The organism is Candidatus Poribacteria bacterium (assembly GCA_021162805.1).
Lineage (GTDB): Bacteria > Poribacteria > WGA-4E > B28-G17 > B28-G17 > JAGGXZ01.
Genome location: JAGGXZ010000200.1, coordinates 13,088 through 35,059 on the forward strand (window position 1 = coordinate 13,088; position 21,972 = coordinate 35,059).

General features: G+C 54.3%; 18 protein-coding genes and 6 tRNA genes. 22 read left to right on the forward strand and 2 right to left on the reverse strand.

Going from position 1 to position 21,972, the window contains the following annotated elements:
• The first annotated feature begins 46 nt into the window (after positions 1-46).
• From J7M22_16295 to J7M22_16400, 22 genes are all read left to right on the forward strand, one after another.
• A complete protein-coding gene (locus J7M22_16295) occupies positions 47-763 on the forward strand; it encodes an outer membrane lipoprotein carrier protein LolA (GenBank protein MCD6508169.1) in 717 nt (238 codons plus the stop codon).
• Complete coding sequence (rimO, locus tag J7M22_16300; GenBank protein ID MCD6508170.1) at positions 760-2,097, forward strand: 30S ribosomal protein S12 methylthiotransferase RimO; 1,338 nt, start codon at positions 760-762, stop codon at positions 2,095-2,097. Before J7M22_16295 ends, rimO begins: the two co-directional genes overlap by 4 nt.
• An 11-nt stretch (positions 2,098-2,108) precedes the next feature.
• Positions 2,109-2,726, forward strand: a complete 618-nt coding sequence (gene pgsA / locus J7M22_16305) for a CDP-diacylglycerol--glycerol-3-phosphate 3-phosphatidyltransferase (protein ID MCD6508171.1) — start codon at positions 2,109-2,111, stop codon at positions 2,724-2,726.
• Positions 2,727-2,763: 37 nt separating this feature from the next.
• Positions 2,764-3,987 carry a competence/damage-inducible protein A gene (locus tag J7M22_16310; GenBank protein MCD6508172.1) on the forward strand — a complete coding sequence of 408 codons (1,224 nt, stop codon included), beginning with the start codon at positions 2,764-2,766 and terminating at the stop codon, positions 3,985-3,987.
• Positions 3,984-4,556, forward strand: coding sequence for an RNA 2',3'-cyclic phosphodiesterase (thpR, locus tag J7M22_16315; protein MCD6508173.1), 573 nt, complete (start codon positions 3,984-3,986; stop codon positions 4,554-4,556). The genes J7M22_16310 and thpR overlap by 4 nt, the downstream gene beginning before the upstream one ends.
• Before the next feature lie 18 nt (positions 4,557-4,574).
• On the forward strand, positions 4,575-5,627 hold the full coding sequence (gene recA, locus J7M22_16320) for a recombinase RecA (GenBank protein MCD6508174.1): 1,053 nt from the start codon (positions 4,575-4,577) through the stop codon (positions 5,625-5,627).
• A 59-nt stretch (positions 5,628-5,686) separates the two neighbouring features.
• The gene (locus J7M22_16325) at positions 5,687-6,799 is read left to right on the forward strand and encodes a hypothetical protein (GenBank protein MCD6508175.1); all 1,113 of its coding nucleotides are present in this window, start codon (positions 5,687-5,689) and stop codon (positions 6,797-6,799) included.
• 192 nt (positions 6,800-6,991) lie between these two features.
• A complete protein-coding gene (locus J7M22_16330; GenBank protein ID MCD6508176.1) occupies positions 6,992-7,705 on the forward strand; it encodes an apolipoprotein A1/A4/E family protein in 714 nt (237 codons plus the stop codon).
• Between the two features lie 156 nt (positions 7,706-7,861).
• Complete coding sequence (locus J7M22_16335) at positions 7,862-8,647, forward strand: M55 family metallopeptidase (protein MCD6508177.1); 786 nt, start codon at positions 7,862-7,864, stop codon at positions 8,645-8,647.
• Positions 8,648-8,906: 259 nt separating this feature from the next.
• Complete coding sequence (locus tag J7M22_16340; protein ID MCD6508178.1) at positions 8,907-9,167, forward strand: hypothetical protein; 261 nt, start codon at positions 8,907-8,909, stop codon at positions 9,165-9,167.
• 214 nt (positions 9,168-9,381) lie between these two features.
• Positions 9,382-10,335: a PorV/PorQ family protein gene (locus J7M22_16345; GenBank protein ID MCD6508179.1), complete on the forward strand. Its 954-nt coding sequence runs from the start codon at positions 9,382-9,384 to the stop codon at positions 10,333-10,335.
• 57 nt (positions 10,336-10,392) lie between these two features.
• Positions 10,393-10,470: transfer RNA gene (locus J7M22_16350), tRNA-Pro, on the forward strand.
• Positions 10,471-10,481: 11 nt separating this feature from the next.
• Positions 10,482-10,558, forward strand: a tRNA-Arg gene (locus J7M22_16355).
• Between the two features lie 8 nt (positions 10,559-10,566).
• Positions 10,567-10,643, forward strand: a tRNA-His gene (locus J7M22_16360).
• Between the two features lie 11 nt (positions 10,644-10,654).
• Positions 10,655-10,728, forward strand: a tRNA-Arg gene (locus J7M22_16365).
• Positions 10,729-10,761: 33 nt separating this feature from the next.
• A tRNA-Lys gene (locus J7M22_16370) sits at positions 10,762-10,837 on the forward strand.
• A gap of 11 nt (positions 10,838-10,848) precedes the next feature.
• A tRNA-Leu gene (locus J7M22_16375) sits at positions 10,849-10,936 on the forward strand.
• A gap of 57 nt (positions 10,937-10,993) precedes the next feature.
• Positions 10,994-12,301, forward strand: coding sequence for a trigger factor (gene tig / locus J7M22_16380; GenBank protein ID MCD6508180.1), 1,308 nt, complete (start codon positions 10,994-10,996; stop codon positions 12,299-12,301).
• 61 nt (positions 12,302-12,362) lie between these two features.
• Entirely contained in the window at positions 12,363-12,977 is a 615-nt protein-coding gene (gene clpP / locus J7M22_16385) for an ATP-dependent Clp endopeptidase proteolytic subunit ClpP (GenBank protein ID MCD6508181.1), read from the forward strand.
• Between the two features lie 17 nt (positions 12,978-12,994).
• Positions 12,995-14,254, forward strand: coding sequence for an ATP-dependent Clp protease ATP-binding subunit ClpX (gene clpX, locus J7M22_16390; protein MCD6508182.1), 1,260 nt, complete (start codon positions 12,995-12,997; stop codon positions 14,252-14,254).
• A 64-nt stretch (positions 14,255-14,318) separates the two neighbouring features.
• A complete protein-coding gene (gene lon / locus J7M22_16395; protein MCD6508183.1) occupies positions 14,319-16,718 on the forward strand; it encodes an endopeptidase La in 2,400 nt (799 codons plus the stop codon).
• Positions 16,705-16,977 carry an RNA-binding S4 domain-containing protein gene (locus J7M22_16400; protein MCD6508184.1) on the forward strand — a complete coding sequence of 91 codons (273 nt, stop codon included), beginning with the start codon at positions 16,705-16,707 and terminating at the stop codon, positions 16,975-16,977. The genes lon and J7M22_16400 overlap by 14 nt, the downstream gene beginning before the upstream one ends.
• On the opposite strand, the gene J7M22_16405 is transcribed toward J7M22_16400, so the two are convergent.
• The gene (locus J7M22_16405; protein ID MCD6508185.1) at positions 16,963-17,682 is read right to left on the reverse strand and encodes a hypothetical protein; all 720 of its coding nucleotides are present in this window, start codon (positions 17,680-17,682) and stop codon (positions 16,963-16,965) included. The two genes, J7M22_16400 and J7M22_16405, sit on opposite strands and share 15 nt — an antisense overlap.
• Positions 17,683-17,685: 3 nt before the next feature.
• Positions 17,686-21,969 (reverse strand): VCBS repeat-containing protein, encoded by a 4,284-nt coding sequence (locus J7M22_16410; protein ID MCD6508186.1) that lies wholly within the window; start codon positions 21,967-21,969, stop codon positions 17,686-17,688.
• Positions 21,970-21,972 lie beyond the last annotated feature (3 nt).

The following is a 21,972-nucleotide window of genomic DNA, read 5'->3' on the forward strand; positions in this document are numbered from 1 at the left end:
TATACTTAAGAGCATGAACGATAAAGCGAGAAGGGAGAGAGATAGAATGCGTTTCAAGCTGATCCTGCCCCTTTTGATAGCCGTGATGGTTGGAGTTATACCGTCATACCGAGTCGGCGCCGTGATACAGGGATCGGGTATCACCGTCGAGGAGATATATAAAAATTTCAGGGCGGTCTATCTGAAGTTCAAAAACTTTCAGGCCGATTTCGAGGAGATAACCTATCTGGGAGGGAAGAAATCCCAGGCTAAAGGGAGATTGATATTCGCCAAGCCAAATCTGCTGCGTAAGGAGTACTTCGATCCCAAAGACCCGAAGAAACTGGCACAGCTTATAGTGCTTGACGGTAAAACGGCATGGTCCTACACCCCCTGGCTCGGTCAGGTCACGAAACAGGATATGAGCGGACAGGAACATAAGGAGCTCCTGCCGGGCGTGGGCGAGACGTTTGAAAAGCTGCTTGAGAGATATGACGTTAAGCTCGTCGAGGATAAGATCGCCAATGCCAGGGGGATCTATAAGGTCGAGGTGAGGGCGAAGGCGGAACTCGGCGGCTCAAGCGGCGGGGAATATCTGGAGATCTGGATAAGAGGGAAGGACTGGATACCCGTCCAGATCGCATACCACAGCGAAGGGGATAAAACGGTCACTATAATCAGCTTTAAGAACATCAAGCTCGACCGTAAGCTCGCCCCCAATACCTTCAAGTTCACCGCCCCTGAGGGGGTCGAGGTTATAACGATATCGAGTGGCAAAGGATGAAGGTCGGCATCATATCCCTGGGATGTCCCAAAAATCTGGTAGATAGCGAGATTATGATGGGTATGTTGCTGGAGGATGGGCATGAGATCGTCGATCCGGATGAGGCGGATGTGGTCGTGGTCAATACCTGCGCCTTTATCAGGGCCGCCGAGGAGGAAGCGGAGGAGGTTATATCTGAAATCTTGGATGATAAGGGCGAAAGAAAGCTCATCGTGGCCGGGTGTTTAGCCCAGAGATACGGCAAATCGCTCTTCAACAGGTTTCCCGGCGTGGACGCCCTCGTCGGGACAGGGGAGTTTCAGAAAATCGCATACGTCGCTCGATCCCTGAGGGAATCCGGATCGAAGCTCGCACTCGTCGGCCGACCGGAGTATCTCTACGATCATCTTACACCTCGCTGTTTAGGGACACCGCCTCATTACGCGTATATCAAGATAGCCGAAGGATGCTCTAACACCTGTTCCTTCTGCATGATCCCCAGATTGCGCGGGAGATATCGCAGCAGGGAGTTCAACTCCATATCGGCTGAAGCGACCGCCTTAGCTGAGGCTGGGGTAAAGGAGCTCGTGCTTGTAAGCCAGGACACCACCAGATACGGCCTGGATCTCTACGGCCTCCCAAAACTGTCCGATTTGCTCTCCGAGCTGGCCGAAATCGACGGATTGAGATGGATCAGGTTTCTCTATTCCTATCCTTCGAGGGTGGACGAGAGGTTGCTCGAGGTGATCGCTGAAAACGATAGGATCTGTAAATACTTGGACATACCGATTCAACACGTTCACGACGACATCCTATCGAGGATGCGGAGGGAGGAGAACGGAGAGGGGATACGTAAGGTCATCGAGATGGCTCGCAGGCTTATACCGGATGTGACGCTGAGATCGACCGTCATCGTCGGGTTTCCGGGCGAGGAGGAGCATCACTTCAAATCGCTTCTTCAGTTCCTGGAGGAGATTGAGTTCGATCATCTCGGCGTCTTTACCTTCTCCCCCGAGGAGGGCACGCCGGCCGCCAGGATGGAGGGACAGATCCCGGAGGAGGTGAAGGTCGAGAGGTTCAACAGGGTCGTTGAGCTTCAAACCGAGATCGCCATCCGTAGGAGAAAAAGGCTTATCGGGAGAAAGGTCGAAGTACTCCTGGAGGGATTCGATCCCGAACGTAACGTGGCTCTCGGTCGGGCGGAGTTCCAGGCGCCTGAGATAGACGATTTCGTGTTCGTGAAAGGCATAAGGCGAGAGAGAGCTGAGGAGCTGATGGGGAACCTCATAAAGGTCCGAATCGAAGAGGTTTGCAGCTACGATCTCATAGCGGAGGCGGAAGGGGGCGATATATGAACCTATCCAACCTGATGAGGTTCGCCAATTATCTGACGATCGCCAGGATGTTCATGGTTCCCGTCTTCATGTATCTCTTCTCCATCCGACAGATGCTCAGTGCCTTGATCGTCTTCGCCCTCGCCTCGATTACGGATCTTTTCGACGGCATAGTGGCCAGGCGGGAAGGTCCGACGGGATTCGGCAGGTTTATGGACCCGCTCGCCGATAAGCTTCTCGTCTGTGCAGCGCTTATCTCCTTCACCCGCGCCGGAGAGGGATTGATAGCCGGGTGGATGGTTATGGTTATTATCGGAAGGGAGTTTATCATAACCGGTTTGAGGGTCGTGCTGGCCGCGTCGAACGGAACGGTTGTAGGGGCGACCAGATGGGGTAAGGCGAAAACCGCCTCTCAGATGTCGGTTATAAGCCTGGGCCTTATGCTTCTGACCCTGCACGATAACAGAGGTACATTGGGGATGAACTGGAGTTTCATGTCGAGGATAAGGGATAGACACGGCCCGATCTATTATATGATGTATCTGCCGCTTATACTGACGGTGGTATCGGGCCTCGAATTCATATACAATAACCGTAAACCGCTTTGGAACCTGTTAACCATGAATCAGTTTCAACAGCCGGATGATTAAACATCTGGAAAACCAAGGGGATACGGGGTATCGAAAGATGGTCGCTGAGCTGATATTCGTGGGCACAGAGCTGCTTTTAGGGCAGATAGTCAACACGAACGCCGCTTATCTCTGCAGAAACCTCGCCCAGCTCGGCGTGGACGTGTATCACACGTGTGAGGTGGGCGATAACGTGGATCGAATCGCCTCAGCCGTGCGCCAGGCTCTATCGAGGGCAGATCTGGTCATCACAAGCGGGGGATTAGGCCCGACAGCGGATGACGTCACGAGGGAGGCGATAGCCGAGGCCATCGGGCGAAGGCTCGTGTTCGATCCGAAGGTGATGAAGGGGATAGAGGAGCTGTTCAGGAGAATGGGAAGGGAGGCCACACCGATACAGCGCAGACAGGCCTACGTCTTCGAGGAGGGATGCCGGGTGATCCCAAATCACATCGGCTCCGCCCCCGGGCTTCTGGTTGAGGTGGACGGCAAACATATCATCACCCTCCCAGGCGTTCCGAGGGAGCTCCAGGCGATGTGCGAGGAATTCGTCTTCCCATGGATAGCCGGGCGATCGGGCGCGGGGATCATCAAATCGCTACCGCTTAAGGTCTGTGGACTGGGCGAATCGACCGTCCAGGAGATGATAGAGGATGTCATGCAGGGGCTGTCGAACCCTACTATAGCCTTCCTGGCGCGTCCCGGAGAGGTGACCGTGAGGATAACGGCGAAGGCCCGAAACGCCGAGGAAGCTGACAGGATGATCGCTCAGGTTGAAAGGAGAATCAGGGAAAGGCTGGGCGATAACATCTACGGCGTGGACCCCCAGACTCTCGAGGAAGTGACCGGCGAGATGCTGATCCAAAAGGGTAAAACCGTCGCCATAGCCGAAACCAGCACCGGGGGATGGATCAGCTCCAGAATGACCGATGTTCCGGGGAGCGAGCGATATCTGCTTGGGGCTTTCGTCCTGCCCTCCACGAAAGCCATCGAAAGGGAGATGGGGATACGCTTCGATCGAATCGTCGGCGAAGAGGTGGCGCGTCGGATGGCCGAATGGGTCATGAGGAGATGTCGTGCTGATTTCGGACTGGCCGCTACCGCCTTGCTGGAGGTGATGGAGGGATATGCAGAAACGGATCTCGGCCTCGCCTATCTGGCCCTCGCCGACGGATCGAAGGTGATAAGCAAGGAGATAAAGGTGATAGGCGATAAGACAACCATGAGACAACGGGTTTCTCAGGCCGCCATAGATCTTATCCGCAGGGAGCTGATACGATGAGAGGACTTCCCAAAAAGATAAGGGCTTTCATCGCCGTCGAGATCCCGGAGAAGGTTCAATCCGAATTGATCGAGATCGCGGCGATGTTCAAACCCCACATCAATAGGGCGTCATGGGTCAAACAGGGCAATTTACATCTAACGCTTAAGTTCCTGGGCGATATAGAATCGGAGAGGATCGAGGAGATATCCTCGCCTTTAGAGGAGATCTCCGCCGAATTCGCCCCCTTCTCGATCAGGTTCTCGGATGTGGGCGTTTTTCCCGATCCGAGGAGACCGAGGGTCCTTTGGGTTGGGCTCGGTGAAGGCGAGAAGGAGATGATAAGGATGGCTAACGCCATAGAGGAGGCGATGGAGAGGCTGGGCTTTAAAAGGGAGAGGAGGCCGTTCACGCCTCATCTGACCCTCGCCCGGATCAAAGGCCCCTCTAACCTAACCGGCCCTCTCGGCGATTTCCGGATGCCAAACCTCTCCCCCGTGAGGGTTGCCGGATTCAGCCTCATAAGAAGCCAGCTCGATCCGAAGGGGGCGATATACACAAGGATAAGGGAATTTAATCTGAGAGGGTGAGGTGTTATAAATATGGAGTTGACAGAAAGGGAAAAGGCGCTTGAAAACGCCATAGAGCAGCTTGAAAAGCGATTCGGCAAGGGGACGATAATGAGATTGCGGGGAGGTGAGGTTATCCCCGTAGAGACCATCCCCACCGGATCGCTGGCTCTGGATAAGGCCCTGGGGATAGGAGGTGTGCCCAGGGGAAGGATCGTCGAGATATACGGACAGGAATCCTCCGGCAAGACTACCCTATGCCTGCATATCATATCTGAGGCCCAGAGGAGAGGGGGGATAGCTGCCTTCATAGATGCCGAAAACGCCCTCGATCCGACATACGCTCAGAAGATCGGCGTTGATCTGGAGAGTCTACTCATCTCACAGCCCGACAGCGGCGAACAGGCCCTTGAGATCGTCGAGACACTTATAAGGAGCAATGCCGTGGACTTGATCGTCATAGACTCGGTCGCCGCCCTAACGCCGAGGGCTGAGATAGAGGGGGACATGGGTGATTCCCATGTCGGACTCCAGGCGAGGTTGATGTCTCAGGCACTCAGGAAGCTCACATCGGTGGTCAATAAAACGAAGACCTGTCTGATATTCACAAACCAGCTACGGGAGAAGATAGGCGTGACATACGGCAATCCCGAGATCACCCCCGGCGGCAGGGCGCTCAAGTTCTATGCATCCGTCAGGATCGAGATGCGCGCCACCGAATCACTGAAATCCGGCTCCGATATGATCGGCAAGAAGGTCAAGGTTAAGGTGACGAAGAACAAGCTCGCGCCCCCCTTCACCGAGGCGGAGTTTGAGATGATCTTCGGCGAGGGGATATCCAGGGAGGGCGATATACTGGATACCGGCGTGGAGATGGGTATAATCCAACGCAGCGGCGCCTGGTACTCATATGGCGAGCATAAGCTCGGCCAGGGACGGGATAAGGCGAAGGAATTCTTCAGGGAAAACCCCCAGATCGCCGCCGAGATAGAAGGGAAGATCAGAGAGGTGATCAACGCTCAAAAGGGAACCGGCGAAATGCCAGAGAAGACAACCGCTGAGGAGGAAACTATCGAGGAGGCCGCAAACTGATCGAGGAGAGGAAAATGGATCAAAATCAGGATAGCATCAAAAGCTGGAGTGGAACCGCTATGACGCCTCGCGAGAGATGGCGTCGTGTCTTCCACTACCAGACGGTGGATAGAATCCCTCATTACGAATTTGGATATTGGTCCGAAACCTACAAAGAATGGCATAAACAGGGGTTGCCGAAGGAGATCGATAACGAGGCTAAAGCCAACAGGTTCTTCGGATTTGACCCGCGCGGAGGAGCTAGCCCGAACATAGGATGGCTCTACGGATTTGAACATAAGGTGCTGGAGGATAAGGGCGATAAGATCATCGTACAGGGCAGCGACGGCGTCATATCCGAGGTCTTCAAGGACGGAACCTCCACCATCCCTCATTACATCAAGTTCCCGATAGAAAACCGCGAGGACTGGGAGAGGTTCAAGGACAGACTTCGCATAGATGACGAGGTGAGATATCCCAAAAACTGGGATCAGATCGCTGAAAGGCTCAGACACGTGAATCATCCGATAGGCGTCAATGTGGGCTCGCTATACGGCTGGCCGCGAAACTGGATAGGGTTCGAGAACATATCCCTGATGTTATATGACGATTACGCCCTTGTGGAGGAGATCGTCGAGACGATATGTGAGCTGATCGTGCACACCCTCCAGAGAGCGCTCCGAACTGTTGAATACGACTATGGAGCCGGATGGGAGGACATGTGCTTCAACAACGGCCCGATGATCTCGCCGGCCATGTTCAAAAAGCTCCTCGTGCCCAGATATAAGAGGATAGCGGACCTCCTGCATCGACATGGGGTGGATGTGATATACACCGACTGTGACGGAAACATCAACGATGTCGCTGGGCTGTGGCTTGAGGCAGGGTATAACTGTATGTTCCCCATAGAGGTTCGGGCCGGAAGCGATCCGGTTAAACTTCGGAAGAGGTTCGGCAAGGACATCCTGCTTCTGGGCGGGGTGGACAAAATGGCGCTCATCAGGGGCAAAAGCGATATCCTCGAGGAGCTCAAGAGACTCTCACCTGTGGTCGAGGAGGGAGGGTTTATCCCACATGTGGATCACCGCGTTCCGCCCGATGTGCCTTATGAGAACTACCTTTATTACCTGCGTGAGAAAAAGGCTATGCTAGGCTTCAGAACGGACGAGTTGGATATACCAGGGATAACTTAACGTATTATCGAAGGAACCAGGAGCGAGGAACGAGGAAGCACCTTGATTTCGAATTGCGAATTTCGGATCTCGAATTTAAATTCGCAATTCGCATTTCGAATTTGCATACCTTCGTTCCTCATCATGGATAGCCGCTACACTCAAGGGAAATAAGAGCGAATGGAAAAACCGACAGAAGTTAGGGGGAATCTAATGCGATCTGAGGTCGTCACCGTCCTAACGGAAAAGCTAGGACCTGAGGGGTTTGACGCCCTAGATCAGATGATAGAGGAAAAAGTTCGGCAGATGGGCGTTACCAAGGATGAGTATAGGGAGATCCTTTCCAGACTTGATCTGCTTGAGCACGGATATAGGGAGCTGAAAGGTGAGGTAACCGAGCTTAGACGCGAGATCAGACTCATAAACGAAAGGCTCGATTCCCTGAATGAGAGGTTTGATTCCCTCAGGTCCGAGATGTATGGTAGGTTCGATTCTCTCAGATCTGGGATGGAAGGCAGATTTGACTCCTTCGGATCTGAGATGGACGATAAGTTTAACTCCCTCAGATCCGAGATGGATGAAAAATTTAGCTCCCTCAGGTCCGAGATGTATGGTAGGTTCGATTCTCTCAGATCTGGGATGGAAGGCAGGTTTGACTCCTTCGGATCTAAGATGGATGAAAAGTTTAACTCCCTCAGGTCTGAGATGGACAATAAATTTAACTCCCTCAGATCTGAGATGGACGATAAGTTTGACTCCCTCAGGTCTGAGATGAATGAAAAGTTTAGCTCCCTCAGGTCTGAAATCAATCTGCTCAGGACTGAAATGAACGGACGAATAGACAAAATGCTACGGTGGACGGTCGGAACGGTAGCTCTCTTTGGGATACTTATCAGCGCCTTAATGGCATTAAAACTCTTTGGATAAGATCACGGGTGGTCTAATGTTCGAGACCCCAAAGAGAGCTTCCAAACATTGTCCTTACTTGATCTGATCGGAGGGCGAGGGAACGTTTAGGATTCGCGCCTCATTCAGCACGCCGATGATGGCGACGATGGAGATAGAATCGTCGGAGGTATGGGGATGAAGATATATATCCTCACCGATCTTGAGGGCGTGGCGATGGTCTCCAGGTGGGATCAGACGCGAACGGGAGACGCCACCCCTGAGGCGAAGGCCCAAGCCATGAAACTGCTCACATGGGAGGTGAACGCCGCCATTGACGGTATCCTGGACGTCTATCCCGATGCGGAGGTGATAGTCTGGGACGGCCATGGAAGCGGCGGAATAGACATCATGGAGTTTCACCCCAAGGCCAAGCTGATCCCCCGCGGCAGGCCCATCTTTCCCCCCTATTTTCTGGATGAAAGCTTTGATGCCCTGTTCTTCGTAGGTCAACACGCTATGGCGGGGACGGAGGGGGCGCCGTTGTGTCACACCTATTCGTCCAAGACGATCGAGTATTACAAGATCAACGGCATGTTCGTAGGGGAATTCGGCGCGAGGGCGATCATGGCCGGCACATTCGGCGTCCCGACTGTGTTTATATCTGGGGACGATAAGGCCGTGGCTGAGGCCAAGGCGCTGGTGCCCAACATCCACGGCGCAATCGTGAAATGGGGGCTGGGTATCGAGCTGGCGATCCACCTCTCGCCTAAAGCCGCCCAAGGGGTGATCAGGAGGACCGCCGCCGAGGCGGTCAGGGATATCGGCTCCATCGAGCCGGTCAGGGTCGATCCGCCATATGAACAGGAGATACGCGTTTACGAAGGGGTGAGCATCGAGGGATATCTCAAACGAGGCGCTGAGAAGATCGACGACAGAACCGTGGTGATACGGAGCGATAATATCTGCGACCTTTTCATCTGATCCCCCCTGGTCTTTTCCGAACACACCCTCATGTGCCCTGAGTACGAGAAATTCGGTATGTGCCGGGCTTTTTCTGTTGGGTTATGCACGAGAAGTTTGGATCCGAAACCGGAGCTACCCCGGATGGGCGCAGATCGGGGTTTCCCCTCGCCGACGGAGCTGGAGCCGCTCAAGGGCGTGAGAGATGTGGACCTACGGCGTCGATACTCTCCACCACTAAGTGGAGCCACAGGAAGGCGATCGGGGGGTGGTACAGAACGTGAAGTTCACGAAGAGCTTTCTCGGGACGGAGTTGGGCCTAAAGGCTTTGAGAAACCTAATAGAGACCTATCTCAGACGGGGAGGGTTTGAGATACAGGTCAACGTCGTCAGCGCGGACCTTCTGAGGGATGTCCAGGCGCGCCCTGAGAATTACCAGGATCTCCTCGTCAGGGTTGCCGGTTATTCGGACTATTTCGTGCGTCTAAGCCCGAGCATGCAGGCGGAGATAATCGCGAGGACGGAACATATGTCAGCGTGATTCGCTCATATTATCGTTAAGCGTAGCAGAGACCTGAGAGGTCAGAAAACGTTACAACGTTAAACGTTGAACGTGCAACGGATTTTCTTTCTCCTCGTTCCTCCTCATGGATAACCGCTACACTCAGGGGAAATGAACTAAACATTAAGGGGAGTTGAACGTCTAAAGGATTATGCATGGGAGAAAAAGAAAATAAGAGTCTAAGGAGATGGAGATGCGAGTTAAGAGTCTGATTTACGTCTGTTTTGCTTTTCTCGCCGTTCTCTCAACCTTTGCCGATGAGAAGGCGGAGATACACGGGGATGCAGGCACGATAGGTGCGGCCTTTCTGAAGCTGGAGCCCGGATGTCGTCCCGGAGCTATGGGCGGCGCTTTCGTCGGGCTGGCGGACGACGTAAACGCCCTGTTCTGGAACCCGGCCGGCCTGACCTCGATCCGGAAGAGCGAGCTATCGGCGATGCAGAACTTCTCCTTCGGGGGCGTCAACAACGTCACGGCAGGATATGCCCGAAAGCTCGGCAAGCTTACGGCTGGGCTCTCACTTCAAGGCGTTTTCGCCGAGATAGAGAGGAGATCTGGGCCTTCAGAGGAACCCGAGGAGAGGTTCTACTCGGGCGGCATGGCGGTGGGGCTCTCCGGAGGGTATGAGCTGATGAAATGGATATCGGTGGGAGGAACGGTCAAGTACATATATCAGAACTACGACCAGTACGAGGTGAACGGCCTCGCGGTCGATCTAGGCGGGATGATCAGGCTTTTAGGCGGCAGGATAAGGGCCGGAGCTGCCCTGCAGAATCTGGGTTGGACGGATGGGGAGCTTGAAAGCGAGAAGAAACTGCCCACCTCTCTGCGAGCGGGCGGGGCGATATCGTTGGATGATGGGAAGCTCAACCTGTCGGCTGAGGCCAATATGCCCTTTTATGGCGATCCGAGCGTAAGGGTGGGTCTGGAGCGATGGATACATCAGGTTTTGGCGTTGAGGGTGGGCTACAACCTCGGATTTGATTCGGCGGCTGAAAATCCGTCAAGCGGGTTGACGGCGGGCGTGGGATTGAAGGCATATGGGACGCAGCCTCTTGAGAACGTGAACTTCCAGTTCGACTATGCCTATATACCGGATAGGCGGTTCGGCGATTCGCATAGGATCTCCTTTATCACCCGTTTTTAACCGGCCGGGATCTTGCAAAATCAAATTTGATATGTTATCATTTATGCGCACTTGAGGCGGGGCGTGGCGCAGACAGGCAAGCGCACCTGCCTTGGGAGCAGGTGGTCGGAGGTTCAAATCCTCTCGCCCCGACCAGGATGGGTTGGGCGTCCGTAGCTCAGCTGGATAGAGCAGCTGACTTCTAATCAGCAGGTCGCAGGTTCGAGTCCTGCCGGGCGCGCCAGGAGGATGGTGAGTGTAGCTCAGGTGGTTAGAGCACTTGACTGTGGATCAAGTGGCCGCGGGTTCAAATCCCGCCACTCACCCCATTTATCTTGTCGCACCCGTAGCTCAATTGGACAGAGCAATGGACTTCGGATCCATTGGTTGGGGGTTCGAGTCCTCCCGGGTGCGCTAAAAATGAAAATCATGAATTTTCCTTTGCGTGCGCCGTTAGCTCAACTGGCAGAGCACCTGACTCTTAATCAGGGGGTTGAAGGTTCGATTCCTTCACGGCGCACCATTTTTTATTTCGGGCGAGTGTTGGAAGTGGGAGACAAGGTAGACTTAGGATCTACTGGGCTTGAAGCCCGTGAGGGTTCAAGTCCCTCCTCGCCCACCATTCCGTTTGATCCTTACCCCCTTGAAGGAAAACTTTTAGCTAGCGGGAGGAGCTTGTTTGAAAGTAGATGTTGAAACGTTAAGTCCGACAAGGAAAAGGTTACGCATTGAGCTGCCCCGGGAAAGATTGAACGAGGAACTCGAAACCGTATACAGGGAGCTGAGACGGGAGGTTTCCGTCCCGGGCTTCAGAAAGGGAAAAGTCCCGAAGGATATCCTGTTCCTCAGATTCGAAGATCATATCAAGAATAGCATCATATCGGATATCCTCTCATCGGAGCTGGAGAATATTTTCAAGGAAAAGGGCATAACCCCGCTTTCGCAACCGGAGGTGAAAACGGAACTCTCCGATCTGCCGCTCAGGGGCGATCAGCCCTGGGTGGTGGAAGTCGAAGTGGAGGTTAAACCGGATATCGAGCTCCCGCCATACGATCAGATCCACATAAAGAAATGGCGTCCGGATGTCCCCAGAGAAGAGGTGGATAGATACATAGAGTCCCTGCGAGAAGGACGGGCGGAGTACATACCGATCGAGGAGAAAAGACCTGCCCGACAGGGCGATTTCGTCAAGGTCGACCTCAAGCTTTCCGTCCCGGAAAAGGGGATATTCGACGCCGAGGAGAAGGATTTGATATTCCAGATCGGCCAGGGACACCTTCCAAAGGAGGTGGAGGAGAATGTGATCGGGATGAACCCCGGAGAGACCCGTAAGGTTGAAGCGAGCTTTCCCCGGGATCATCCTGAACCGGTGCTGGCCGGTCAAAACGCCTCTTTCGAGATCACCCTCAAGGAGATACTCGAGAGAAAACTCCCCGATTTGGACGATGAGTTCGCCAAAGAGATGAACTTCGAGAGCCTGGAACAGATGAGATCGACGATTTGGAACAGGATGGTCGAGGAGGAAAAGGCGCAGATCACCGCGCGGCTTTACAACGAGGTGACCAGGCAGATCGTCGAAAAAACCGATGTGGCCATACCCGAGTCCGTCATCGAGAAGAGGCTATCCGAAATCATCAGGGAGATTCGCACGGGCAGGGTTGGAACGGCGGAGGACAGGGAAAGGCTCCGAAACCCCAATCAGGCGGAGGATTATATCAACCAGCTCCGTCAGCAGCTTATCTTTGAGATAAAGAAGGCCTGGATCTTCGAGGAGATCGCCAGAAGGGAGAACCTAACGGTCTCCGACGAGGAGGCGGAGCAGGTTCTGAGGCTGGAGGCGTTGAGGCGGAACATCAATCCCGAAAGGTACATATCCCAGATCAAGGATGCCAACAGATTCGAAGGGGTTAAGGATGACATCTTAGCTTCCAAGGTGTGTGACTTTCTGATCAAGAACGCAACGGAGGAGAGCTACGCCATAGTTTGAGTTAAGCATATCGGCTTAGAAACCGAAAAAGATATCGAAGGTAGAGGTGTGTTAAAAGCTCATGAATCTTGTGCCTGTAGTTATAGAGCAGACGAGCAGAGGGGAACGGTCCTACGATATATATTCCAGGCTTCTCAAGGACCGGATAATCATCATAAGCGCGCCCATAGACGACCAGTTGGCGACCTCGGTGATCGCCCAGATGCTGTTCTTGGAGATGGAGGATCCCGACGCCGACATAACGCTATACATAAACACGCTGGGCGGGGCGGTCAACGCAGGGCTGGCGATATACGACACGATGCAGTTCATAAAGCCCGATGTCTGCACGTGGTGTATAGGCCAGGCGTTCAGCATGGGCGCTTTGCTTCTGGCTGCCGGGACGCCCGGCAAAAGGTTCGCTTTACCCCATTCCACCATCCTGATACATCAACCGGCCGGCGGCGTTCAGGGACCGGCAACCGACATAAGCATACATGCCCGGGAGATACTCAGGGTCAAAAGGGAGATAAACAACATCCTTTCCAAACACACCGGCCAGCCTCTGGAGAAGATAGAGGCTGACGTGGAAAGGGATTTCTACATGACGGCCGAACAGGCGAAGGAGTACGGGATCATCGATCACGTGGTTAGCTCCAGACTCGACGTTCGGGTTGAGTCGGAGGAGAGCACTTAAGTTAGGAGGGTGATATCATGAACTACGAGGAGCTCAGGTGCTCGTTCTGTGGAAAAACCAAGAACGAGGTCCGAAAGCTCATTCAGGGCCCCGGTGTGTTTATATGTGATGAGTGCGTCGAACTCTGCAACGAGATCCTGGCCGAATCGCTGGGGGACGAGGAGTTCGACGAGGATATAGAGGGCGAAAGTTTCGATCTGCCCACCCCCGAGGAGATCAAGGAGTTCCTCGATCAATATGTCATAGGTCAGGAGAGGGCTAAAAAGACTCTGGCGGTGGCGGTCTACAAGCATTACAGGCGCATCATGTCGGAGGATAAGCTCGAAGATGATGTCGAGCTTGAAAAGAGCAACATAATGCTGATCGGCCCGACCGGCACCGGCAAAACCCTGCTCGCTCAGACGCTGGCGCGCATGCTGAAGGTCCCGTTCGCCATAGCCGACGCAACCCCGCTGACGGAGGCAGGTTATGTCGGGGAGGACGTGGAGAACATCCTGCTCCGCCTGTTGCAGGCAGCCGATTTCAACCGGGCCGAGGCTGAAAGGGGGATAATCTACATAGATGAGATAGACAAAATCGCTCGCAAATCGGACAGCCCTTCCATCACGAGGGATGTCTCCGGAGAGGGCGTCCAGCAGGCGCTCCTGAAGATCCTGGAGGGAACGGTGGCGAACGTTCCCCCACAGGGTGGCAGAAAACACCCCCAGCAGGAGTTTATACAACTGGATACGTCGAAGATACTCTTCATCGCAGGCGGAGCCTTTAACGGTTTGGATAAGATCATAGAGCAGAGGATCGGCCGTAAGACCATAGGCTTCCACGCCGATATCGAGGTGAACAGGAAGAAGAACATAGGCGAGATCCTCGCCCACGTCCAACCTCAGGATCTGATGAAATATGGATTCATCCCCGAATTCGTCGGCAGATTCCCCGTGATAGCCACCCTGGATGACCTCGATGAGGAAGCGCTGGTCAAAATCCTCGTCGAGCCGAAAAACTCCCTGGTCAAGCAGTTTTCGAAGTTCTTTGAGTTCGAGGACGTGAGGCTCCATATCAGGGATGATGCCCTTCGCGCCATAGCGAGGGAGGCGATGCGAAGAGGCTCAGGGGCGAGAGGATTGAAGTCGATCCTCGAAAACGCTTTGCTCGACGTGATGTATAAGCTCCCCTCGCTTGAGGGGGTTAGGGAATGTGTCATAACCTCCGACGTCATACTTAAAGGCGAAAATCCGATTTTCATCTACGATCACGAGGAAGAAAGAGCAGTGCCCGCTTGAAGGGATGGCGATAGAGATGATGAAGAAGGAAAGGAAATCGGCCTCCAGAAGGGGGAACGTATATATGACCTTGCCTGTCTTGGCGCTGAGGGATAAAGTTATATTCCCCCGCATGCGCATCCCCCTGGTCCCTGTCAGAACCAGGGATGTCAACGCCGTTAAGTTCGCCCTGCTCCACGGGGAACAGATCCTCCTGTTGCCTCAAAAGGAGAACAAGGAGGACCCCTCACCGGATGATTTCATCTCCGTCGGCACGATAGCGAGGATACTGGAATCCTATGATCCCGACGACGGCACGATCAGGATAATGGTCGAGGGTATCTCGCGCGCCGCCATTAAAGAGATCATACCGACTAGGGAGCTTTATAGGGCTAAGGTTACGCCCATCGAGGAATCGGCTGAGAGGGATAACGTCACGATCGCCCTTATGAAGGAAGCGATATCCCTCTTCGAGAGATACGTCAAGAAGAGCAAACGTGTGCCGGCTGAGATCCTGATGCTGGTGAGCAAGGAGCAACACCCCGGCAGACTCGCCGATTCGATCGCCGCGTACACGGCCATAAAACCGGACGGGCTCAAGAAGATCCTGGAGACGATACCGCCGAAGGAGAGGCTACAAACCCTGCTCGTGTTGCTGGAGACGGAGATGGAGATCCTAGAGCTCGAGGAGAAGATCCGTAACAACGTCCGCAAACAGGTGGAGAAAAACCAGCGTGAATACTACCTCACCGAGCAGCTTAAGGCGATCAAGAAGGAGCTAGGGGGAGGCGAGGAGAGCGAGATCGAGGAGCTGCGGCGGAAGATCAAAGAGGCCAAGATGACCCCCGAAGCGGAGGAGAAGGCGCTGAAGGAACTGGAGAGGTTGGAGCAGATACCTCCCATGTCCGCCGAGGTGGCGGTGATACGGAATTATATCGATTGGCTTATCTCGCTGCCATGGTCCGTCTACACCGAAACCAAGATAGACATCGACGAGGCCGCCAGAATACTGGACGAGGATCACTATGGACTGGAGAAGGTCAAGGAGAGGATTTTGGAGTATCTCGCCGTATTGAAGCTCGTCAAGAAGCTGAAAGGCCCTATACTCTGCTTCGTCGGTCCGCCAGGTGTAGGTAAGACATCGCTTGCCAAATCGATAGCCAGGGCAACGGGGAGGAACTTCGTGAGGATGTCGCTGGGAGGTGTCCGGGATGAGGCCGAGATACGCGGCCATCGCCGGACATATGTCGGCGCTCTTCCGGGAAGGATCATACAGGGCATCCGAGACGCCAAATCCAAAAACCCGCTCTTCCTGATGGATGAGGTCGACAAGATAGGCACCGATTTCCGCGGTGATCCGACCGCCGCCCTGCTTGAGGTGCTCGACCCGGAGCAGAACAGCACGTTCCGGGATCATTACCTGGACGTCGCCTTTGATCTGTCGGACGTGATGTTCATCACAACCGCCAATTACCTCGAAGCCATACCTGAACCCCTGCGCGATAGGATGGAGATAATACACCTGCCCGGATACACGGAGTATGAGAAGCACAAGATCGCCAAATACTTCCTCATCCCGAAACAGCTGAAGGCACATGGGCTGGATAAGGATAAACTCAGGATCTCCGACTCGGCCATATATGAGATCATCAGAAGCTATACGCGGGAGGCCGGAGTGCGAAACCTGGAGAGGGAGATCACCTCCATCTGTCGTAAGGTGGCGAAAAAGGTGGTGGAGCGAAAGGGACTCAAGGGCCCCGTTCGGGTTACCGCCAGGAACATCAACAAGTATCTGGGCGTACCGAAGTTCACCTATAACACCGCAAACGAGAGGGATGAGATCGGGGTGGCAACCGGCCTGGTCTACACACAGGCCGGAGGCGATATAATAGCCGTTGAGGCCACCACCATGAAAGGGGACGGGAAGCTGGTCTTGACCGGTCGATTGGGGGATGTGATGCAGGAGTCGGCGCAGACCGCCCTGAGCTATATCCGATCCAGAGCGAGCGAGATCGGCGTGCCGCAGGATCTGGACTTCAAGAAGATAGATATACACATACACGTGCCAGAGGGAGCCGTGCCAAAGGAGGGGCCATCCGCCGGCATAACGATCGCCACGGCGATAGCATCCGCATTGACCTCCCGCCCGGTTAGAAAGGACGTCGCCATGACCGGGGAGATCACGCTGCGCGGCAAGGTCCTGCCGATAGGCGGTCTCAAGGAGAAGGTGCTAGCGGCCCACAGATCCAACATAAAGAATATCATCATCCCCAAGGATAACGAGAAGGATCTCGTCGAGATTCCCAAGGATATCCGTGATTCGCTCAACTTCCATCCGGTTGAGACCGTTGAGGAGGTTTTCAGGATCGCCTTGAGGGAGAAACCCGAGGGGGAAAAGGCGGAGGAGATGCCGTCGTTCATCCCCGTTCCCATTCCCTCCGAAGGACGCATCGTAGTTACGCCGGAATGTCATGAGGCTGGATAAGTTCCTTCAGGTGAGCAGGATCATAAAGCGCCGCACCCTGGCAAATGAGATATGCGACCGGGGTGCGGTGCTCGTTAACGGCCAAATCGCCAAGGCCGGCAGGAAGGCACGGCCGGGCGATAGGATAGAGGTGAACCTGGGTTCCAGAGGCAGGTTGATCGTCGAGGTCCTGGAGGTACCGGCTGGAAACGTGAGCAAGGCGAAGGCGGATTCGCTCTATAGGGTGATCTCCAGAGAGACTTCATCAGATCTGATTTAACAGATCCGGCTTGTTGCTTGTTATGCCCACAACCCCCATTTGAGCCAGCTCCCTCATTCTATCGATTTCATCTACAGTCCAGGCCCACAGCCCGAATCCCCTTCTTCTTATCTCATAGGCAAGTCGCGGGCGAACCAGATTGTGGTTTAACGAGATCATCCCCGCCCCCACCTCGGCAGCCATCCTGATGAACCTCATCGCCTGCGGGATCTCGTCTTCCGGGCTTTCGCCGATTAACAATCCCGTCGGGATTGAGCTTCCTATCCTTCTTATCTCGTCCAAGACCCTTGGATGGAATGAGATGACCACAACCCTCTCCGTCGCATTTGCCCTCCTGATCGTCTCCAAAACCTGAGCGGCGATCCACTCATCCTTGATCTCCACAACCGTGATCGCCCTTTCACCGATGAAATTCAGGGCTTCCTCCAGGGTTGGCACCGGCTCACCCCTGAACTCCTCCCTGAACCACGCCCCGGCGTCCGCCCGTTTTATCTCCTCAAGTGGGACCTCAGAGATCTTGCCCGAAAGATCCGTCGTTCGATCGAGCGTCGAGTCATGCATGACGATTATCTCGCCCGTTTTACAGATATGGACGTCGAGCTCGATGCAATCGACCCCGATCTCGATCGCCTTTCTGAAGGCCGTCATCGTGTTTTCGGGGGCATAGGCCGAGGCTCCCCTGTGAGCCACCTTTATCGTTTTCATCTTTCACCTCACTACGGCGAATTTTCCCCTGAAAATCTCCTCGTTTTGTCCTCCCAGATTTGGATATCGTATCCTCAGACGGTATATGTATATCCCTGAGGGTAGATCGATCCCCCAACTCACGCTGCCCTCACCCCCTCGAACGATCCGCTTGAGCTTGCAGACAGGGTTCCCCGATACGTCGAAGGCCGTCACATCGAGTTGGGCCTCATCAGGTAGGATGTAGTGAAGGTTGAGGACTTCGGAGAGGGGATTGGGATAGACGTATATCTCATCCGCGCCGGACACAACCTCGACATGCCTCAGATTGCTTCCGCCCAGGGATCTATCCTCCTCGTTCCCCATATCGTGGTCATCATCCGCGGCGAAGATACAGTAGAGAAATTTCGCCCCCCTTCGCTGGGGAGGGATGGGAGTCGCCGTTTCAAAGATATCCCCCGACACCCTAACCATGGGCGTCGTGTTGGAGTCGATCTCGATCTCGCCGTCGTTATCCCAAACGAGATATACGCTTCCATCCTGGATTCCGGATTTATCCCTGATCACACATTTGATCTTAAAGGAATTGTTTGCTCTGACCTTCTTGGGCTCCGATTCGAGGAAGATGGGGGGTTCCGTGTCGTCATCTCTCGGCAACACGGCCAACTCCTTCGAGAAAAGGCTCTCGTTTCCCTGTCCGTCATATGCCGATACCACGATGAAGTGATTGATCTGAGCGATCGGGATCAACGACCAGCTCGTCGTCGAGCCGACATCCACCGTTCTCCTGTAATCCCCGGACTTAAAGCCATATCTGACCTTGTATCCGACGGCTCCCGGGACGGGAGACCACGATATATTTATTCGATCGCCGTCGAATCCCTCAAGTCTCAGCTCCCCGGGCGGCGGGGGAGCGAAGTTGTTGATCGGTATGACGTCCACCGGGGATGTGGGCGATGAGATATATCTGCTGTCGGTGCACCTCAGGATATACCAGTATCTGATCCCGTCCTGTAAGCCCTCATCCACATATGATCCCCTCCCTCCGGGAACCTCGGCGATCAGGTCGTATCTGCCGTTTCTGTCCGTCGATCGGTAGATCCTGTATCTCACGTTGAGAGAGGACCCTGTGGGATTCCACCTGAGCCTGATCTTCCCTCCTCTATCGTTCGGTATGTCCTCGGCGATAAGGCCCTCAGGCGGCGGCAGGAGCTTCCTGACGCCATAATAGAAATCCCTGGCCCCATTCAATCCATAACATTTCCATCCGCTTCTTCGATTGAACCTTCCCATCGTCTTAAGGAGATGTATCTCTTCCTCCCCGGAGATGAAAAGCACCTCGTTCGATCCATCTCCATCGGAATCCCCCACCGCCATGAAACGGAATATGTTTTCCTCCTGCGATATCTTCCATCCTGGCAGAGGAGCCCCTGTGAAATCGAAGGCCTTGAGACCATAGCTTCCGTCGCCGACCAGGATCTCATCCTTCCCATCGCCCGTTATATCCGCTATGACCGGCTGGGTGGGATACGGGATCACCCTGATGGGATATCCGTAGACCGATCTGCCATCGTGATGGAAGGCGCAGATGTAGCCATCCCCGGCCGTTACGACGATCTCCAGATCTCCATCCTCATCTAGGTCAGCGAGCAGCGCCCCGGTTGGATCGATCGGCTTGAATTCGGGTGTCTTCCAGGAGGAGAACTCCCCCTCTCCCAGTATGGTCACGCCGTCATCCTCGATCCCTACGATCTCCGCCCGACCGTCGCCGTCCAGATCGCCGATGGCAAGGGGAAGCCTGAGGTTATCGATATTCATAGGAAATCCGTCGACCGGTCTCCCATCAGCCTTAAATGCATAAACGCTTCCCCTATCGCTTCTCTCATATCCCAGTATCACCTCGACAGAACCATCGCCGTCCAGATCGCCGACGGAGATCGAATATCCGCCTTTCTTCCCGATCTTAAACCCCCATCCTCTCATCTCCCCAGGTCCACCCTCTTTATATTTAAAGGCGTGCACTTTACCCCAGCGCGAGACGGCCAGCAATTCCTGAGCCCTATCGCCATCGAGATCGGCGAAAACCGGCGTGCTGCCGCCGTATCTCCCCAGACGCAGCGGAAACCCCTTTATCTTCCGCCCGTCATATCCATAGGCGTAAAGCAGCCCGTCCGGAGAATTGAAAGCCACCTCTTTAAGCCCATCCCCGTTGATATCCCCCACGGCCGGAAATGGACCGACATAGGGATTCCACCCGGAGGTTCTCCCCATGTTTATCTCCCTTCTCCACAGGAATCTCCCGTTGGAATCGAGCACGTCGATATAGGCCTTTGAATTGCTGATCTTGCCGAGAATGATCTCGCCCCTGCCGTCTCCGTCCAGATCCTCTATGATCGGCGCCATCGGCACTCCTGATGCGTCCCATGTTATCGGGAACCCCTCCTTTTCGAGGGATATCTGAACCGATTTGAAGGCGACGTTATTTTGGGGATAGGCATCATGATCGATGGAATTCGGCATAACGGCGGCGTAGATGGTCGCCTCCCCGATTCCCATCGGAACCCTCCAGGGGACGGTCACGGTATAAACCTGAAGGCTTTCCAAGGATGGGATCGATCGTGTGGCGATAATCCTTCCATCAACCCTCAGCTCGAGGGTTGATCCATATGAAGGGGATACGCCGATGTTCCTCAGATTCACCTTGATAACGGCCTCATGATCCTGTCTGGGATTTTCCGGAACGACGCTGATATCGCTGGATGAAACGACGAGATCGCATTTTCCCCTCACCCTTCTCGGCGCGTAGACGTCCAGGGCGGGATCGCCCAGCAGGTTATACAGGTCCAGATCATCGGGCGAATCGGATATCAGGTTCATCTTCGCGTAAAGGAGTATATCTCCGGTTTTGAAGATGTGCTCTTGCGAGATCGCCTTTGAGAGGCTGAAGCCGAAGTCACTTATATAGGCGGTTCTCGACGCCCCCAGAAAGGCAACAGCGCCTTTCTCCCTCGCCTTGACCATCACCTCCGCGAAGCTATCCTGGGGGGCGTCGAATTTCGCCGTGCTACATGAGAGGCTGGATATAACGGGATACATACCCTTGTTATTCAAAGCGGAGATGCTGGAGGTCTTAAACTGTTCCCATCCGTCCTCCCAGCCGTGGCCGGCGTACTCAACTATCAGACAGCCGCGATTTATCTCGAACACTATCCCCTTCCAGCTTTTGACCCATTTCACATCAAATCCGGCTGGCTTTAACATCCGATCAGCAGCCTCCTCGGCGATGTCATAAAGCTCCTCCACCGACCCGGTCACGATAAGCGCTCTGTTAGCCCAATCCCCTTTGACGGAGTTTGACTCATAGTTAATCGTCTTATCCACGATCCATTTAAGCTCCCCCTCCGTCTTAACGGGAAACCTACCGATGGCCAGATCCGGCACGGGATCATCTCCATCAACGCGGGCCAGATAGTTGTCTGAAGCCATATCACCATCGGGAGAGTACTCGCGTCTGTAAGTTGGTATCAGCTCCACGTCGCCCACTAGGAGGACATATCCGATGCGGCCGTCCGCTATAGATCGTGCCCTCCAGTTATAATAGGCATATTTCAGGAAGGATCTGATCCATTTGGGGGAGGGATAGCCGTCACCGAACTGGCTGTAGATGTAGAAGGCGTTCACTACAGCCACGGTAAAGCCGTCATACGCCGCTCGCCATTCGGCCAGCTTTTTGACCGTCTCAGATCCGATAAGCGTTCTCGGAACGATCATCAGGTAATCGGCCTCATACTCCCTGGCCAACTCCGTGGGATAAAAGACCTCACCCGACAGTTTCGGAGCGCCGGCGAGCTTCCCCGGCCCTTCAACGGTATCTATATAGGGTCCTTTCAGGACTTTCGCCTCGCCTTTAACCAGGAGCTTTATCCTCCTGAAGACCGTGATCTTACCCCTGGAAGGATCGAAACGTAGCGGGAGGATCTGAATCTGAAGTATTCTCCTCCCCCTGAACGATCCGTAAAGCCCTTTCCTGAATGGGGAGTGGGGATAGGGAGCACCCTGTTTAAAGGTCGAAGGATATGGCCTCTCAACCTCGTCGGAGGAGAGAAGCTCTATCTGCGGGTTTCGCTCCACCTCAAGGAGGATCGAAAGGACGGGTATCGGCGGATATCCCGTTCGATGGATATATGATACGCCATCTATTTCCGGTTTTATATCTAGAATTAATCCCTCTGGTTCTCCGAAAGCGGACACGGTAGAGAGAAAGAGCAAGAGTACCAGCGGGGCTTTGAAGCTCAATTTTCGGCTCACCCT

Bases quoted from the DNA above. Each gene is read 5' to 3' on its own strand.
- J7M22_16295 (MCD6508169.1), top strand. From the start codon at position 47: ATGCGTTTCAAGCTGATCCTGCCCCTTTTGATAGCCGTGATGGTTGGA.
- rimO (MCD6508170.1), top strand. From the start codon at position 760: ATGAAGGTCGGCATCATATCCCTGGGATGTCCCAAAAATCTGGTAGAT.
- J7M22_16310 (MCD6508172.1), top strand. From the start codon at position 2,764: ATGGTCGCTGAGCTGATATTCGTGGGCACAGAGCTGCTTTTAGGGCAG.
- thpR (MCD6508173.1), top strand. From the start codon at position 3,984: ATGAGAGGACTTCCCAAAAAGATAAGGGCTTTCATCGCCGTCGAGATC.
- J7M22_16325 (MCD6508175.1), top strand. From the start codon at position 5,687: ATGACGCCTCGCGAGAGATGGCGTCGTGTCTTCCACTACCAGACGGTG.
- J7M22_16330 (MCD6508176.1), top strand. From the start codon at position 6,992: ATGCGATCTGAGGTCGTCACCGTCCTAACGGAAAAGCTAGGACCTGAG.
- J7M22_16335 (MCD6508177.1), top strand. From the start codon at position 7,862: ATGAAGATATATATCCTCACCGATCTTGAGGGCGTGGCGATGGTCTCC.
- J7M22_16345 (MCD6508179.1), top strand. From the start codon at position 9,382: ATGCGAGTTAAGAGTCTGATTTACGTCTGTTTTGCTTTTCTCGCCGTT.
- clpP (MCD6508181.1), top strand. From the start codon at position 12,363: ATGAATCTTGTGCCTGTAGTTATAGAGCAGACGAGCAGAGGGGAACGG.
- clpX (MCD6508182.1), top strand. From the start codon at position 12,995: ATGAACTACGAGGAGCTCAGGTGCTCGTTCTGTGGAAAAACCAAGAAC.
- lon (MCD6508183.1), top strand. From the start codon at position 14,319: ATGACCTTGCCTGTCTTGGCGCTGAGGGATAAAGTTATATTCCCCCGC.
- J7M22_16400 (MCD6508184.1), top strand. From the start codon at position 16,705: ATGAGGCTGGATAAGTTCCTTCAGGTGAGCAGGATCATAAAGCGCCGC.
- J7M22_16405 (MCD6508185.1), bottom strand. From the start codon at position 17,682: ATGAAAACGATAAAGGTGGCTCACAGGGGAGCCTCGGCCTATGCCCCC.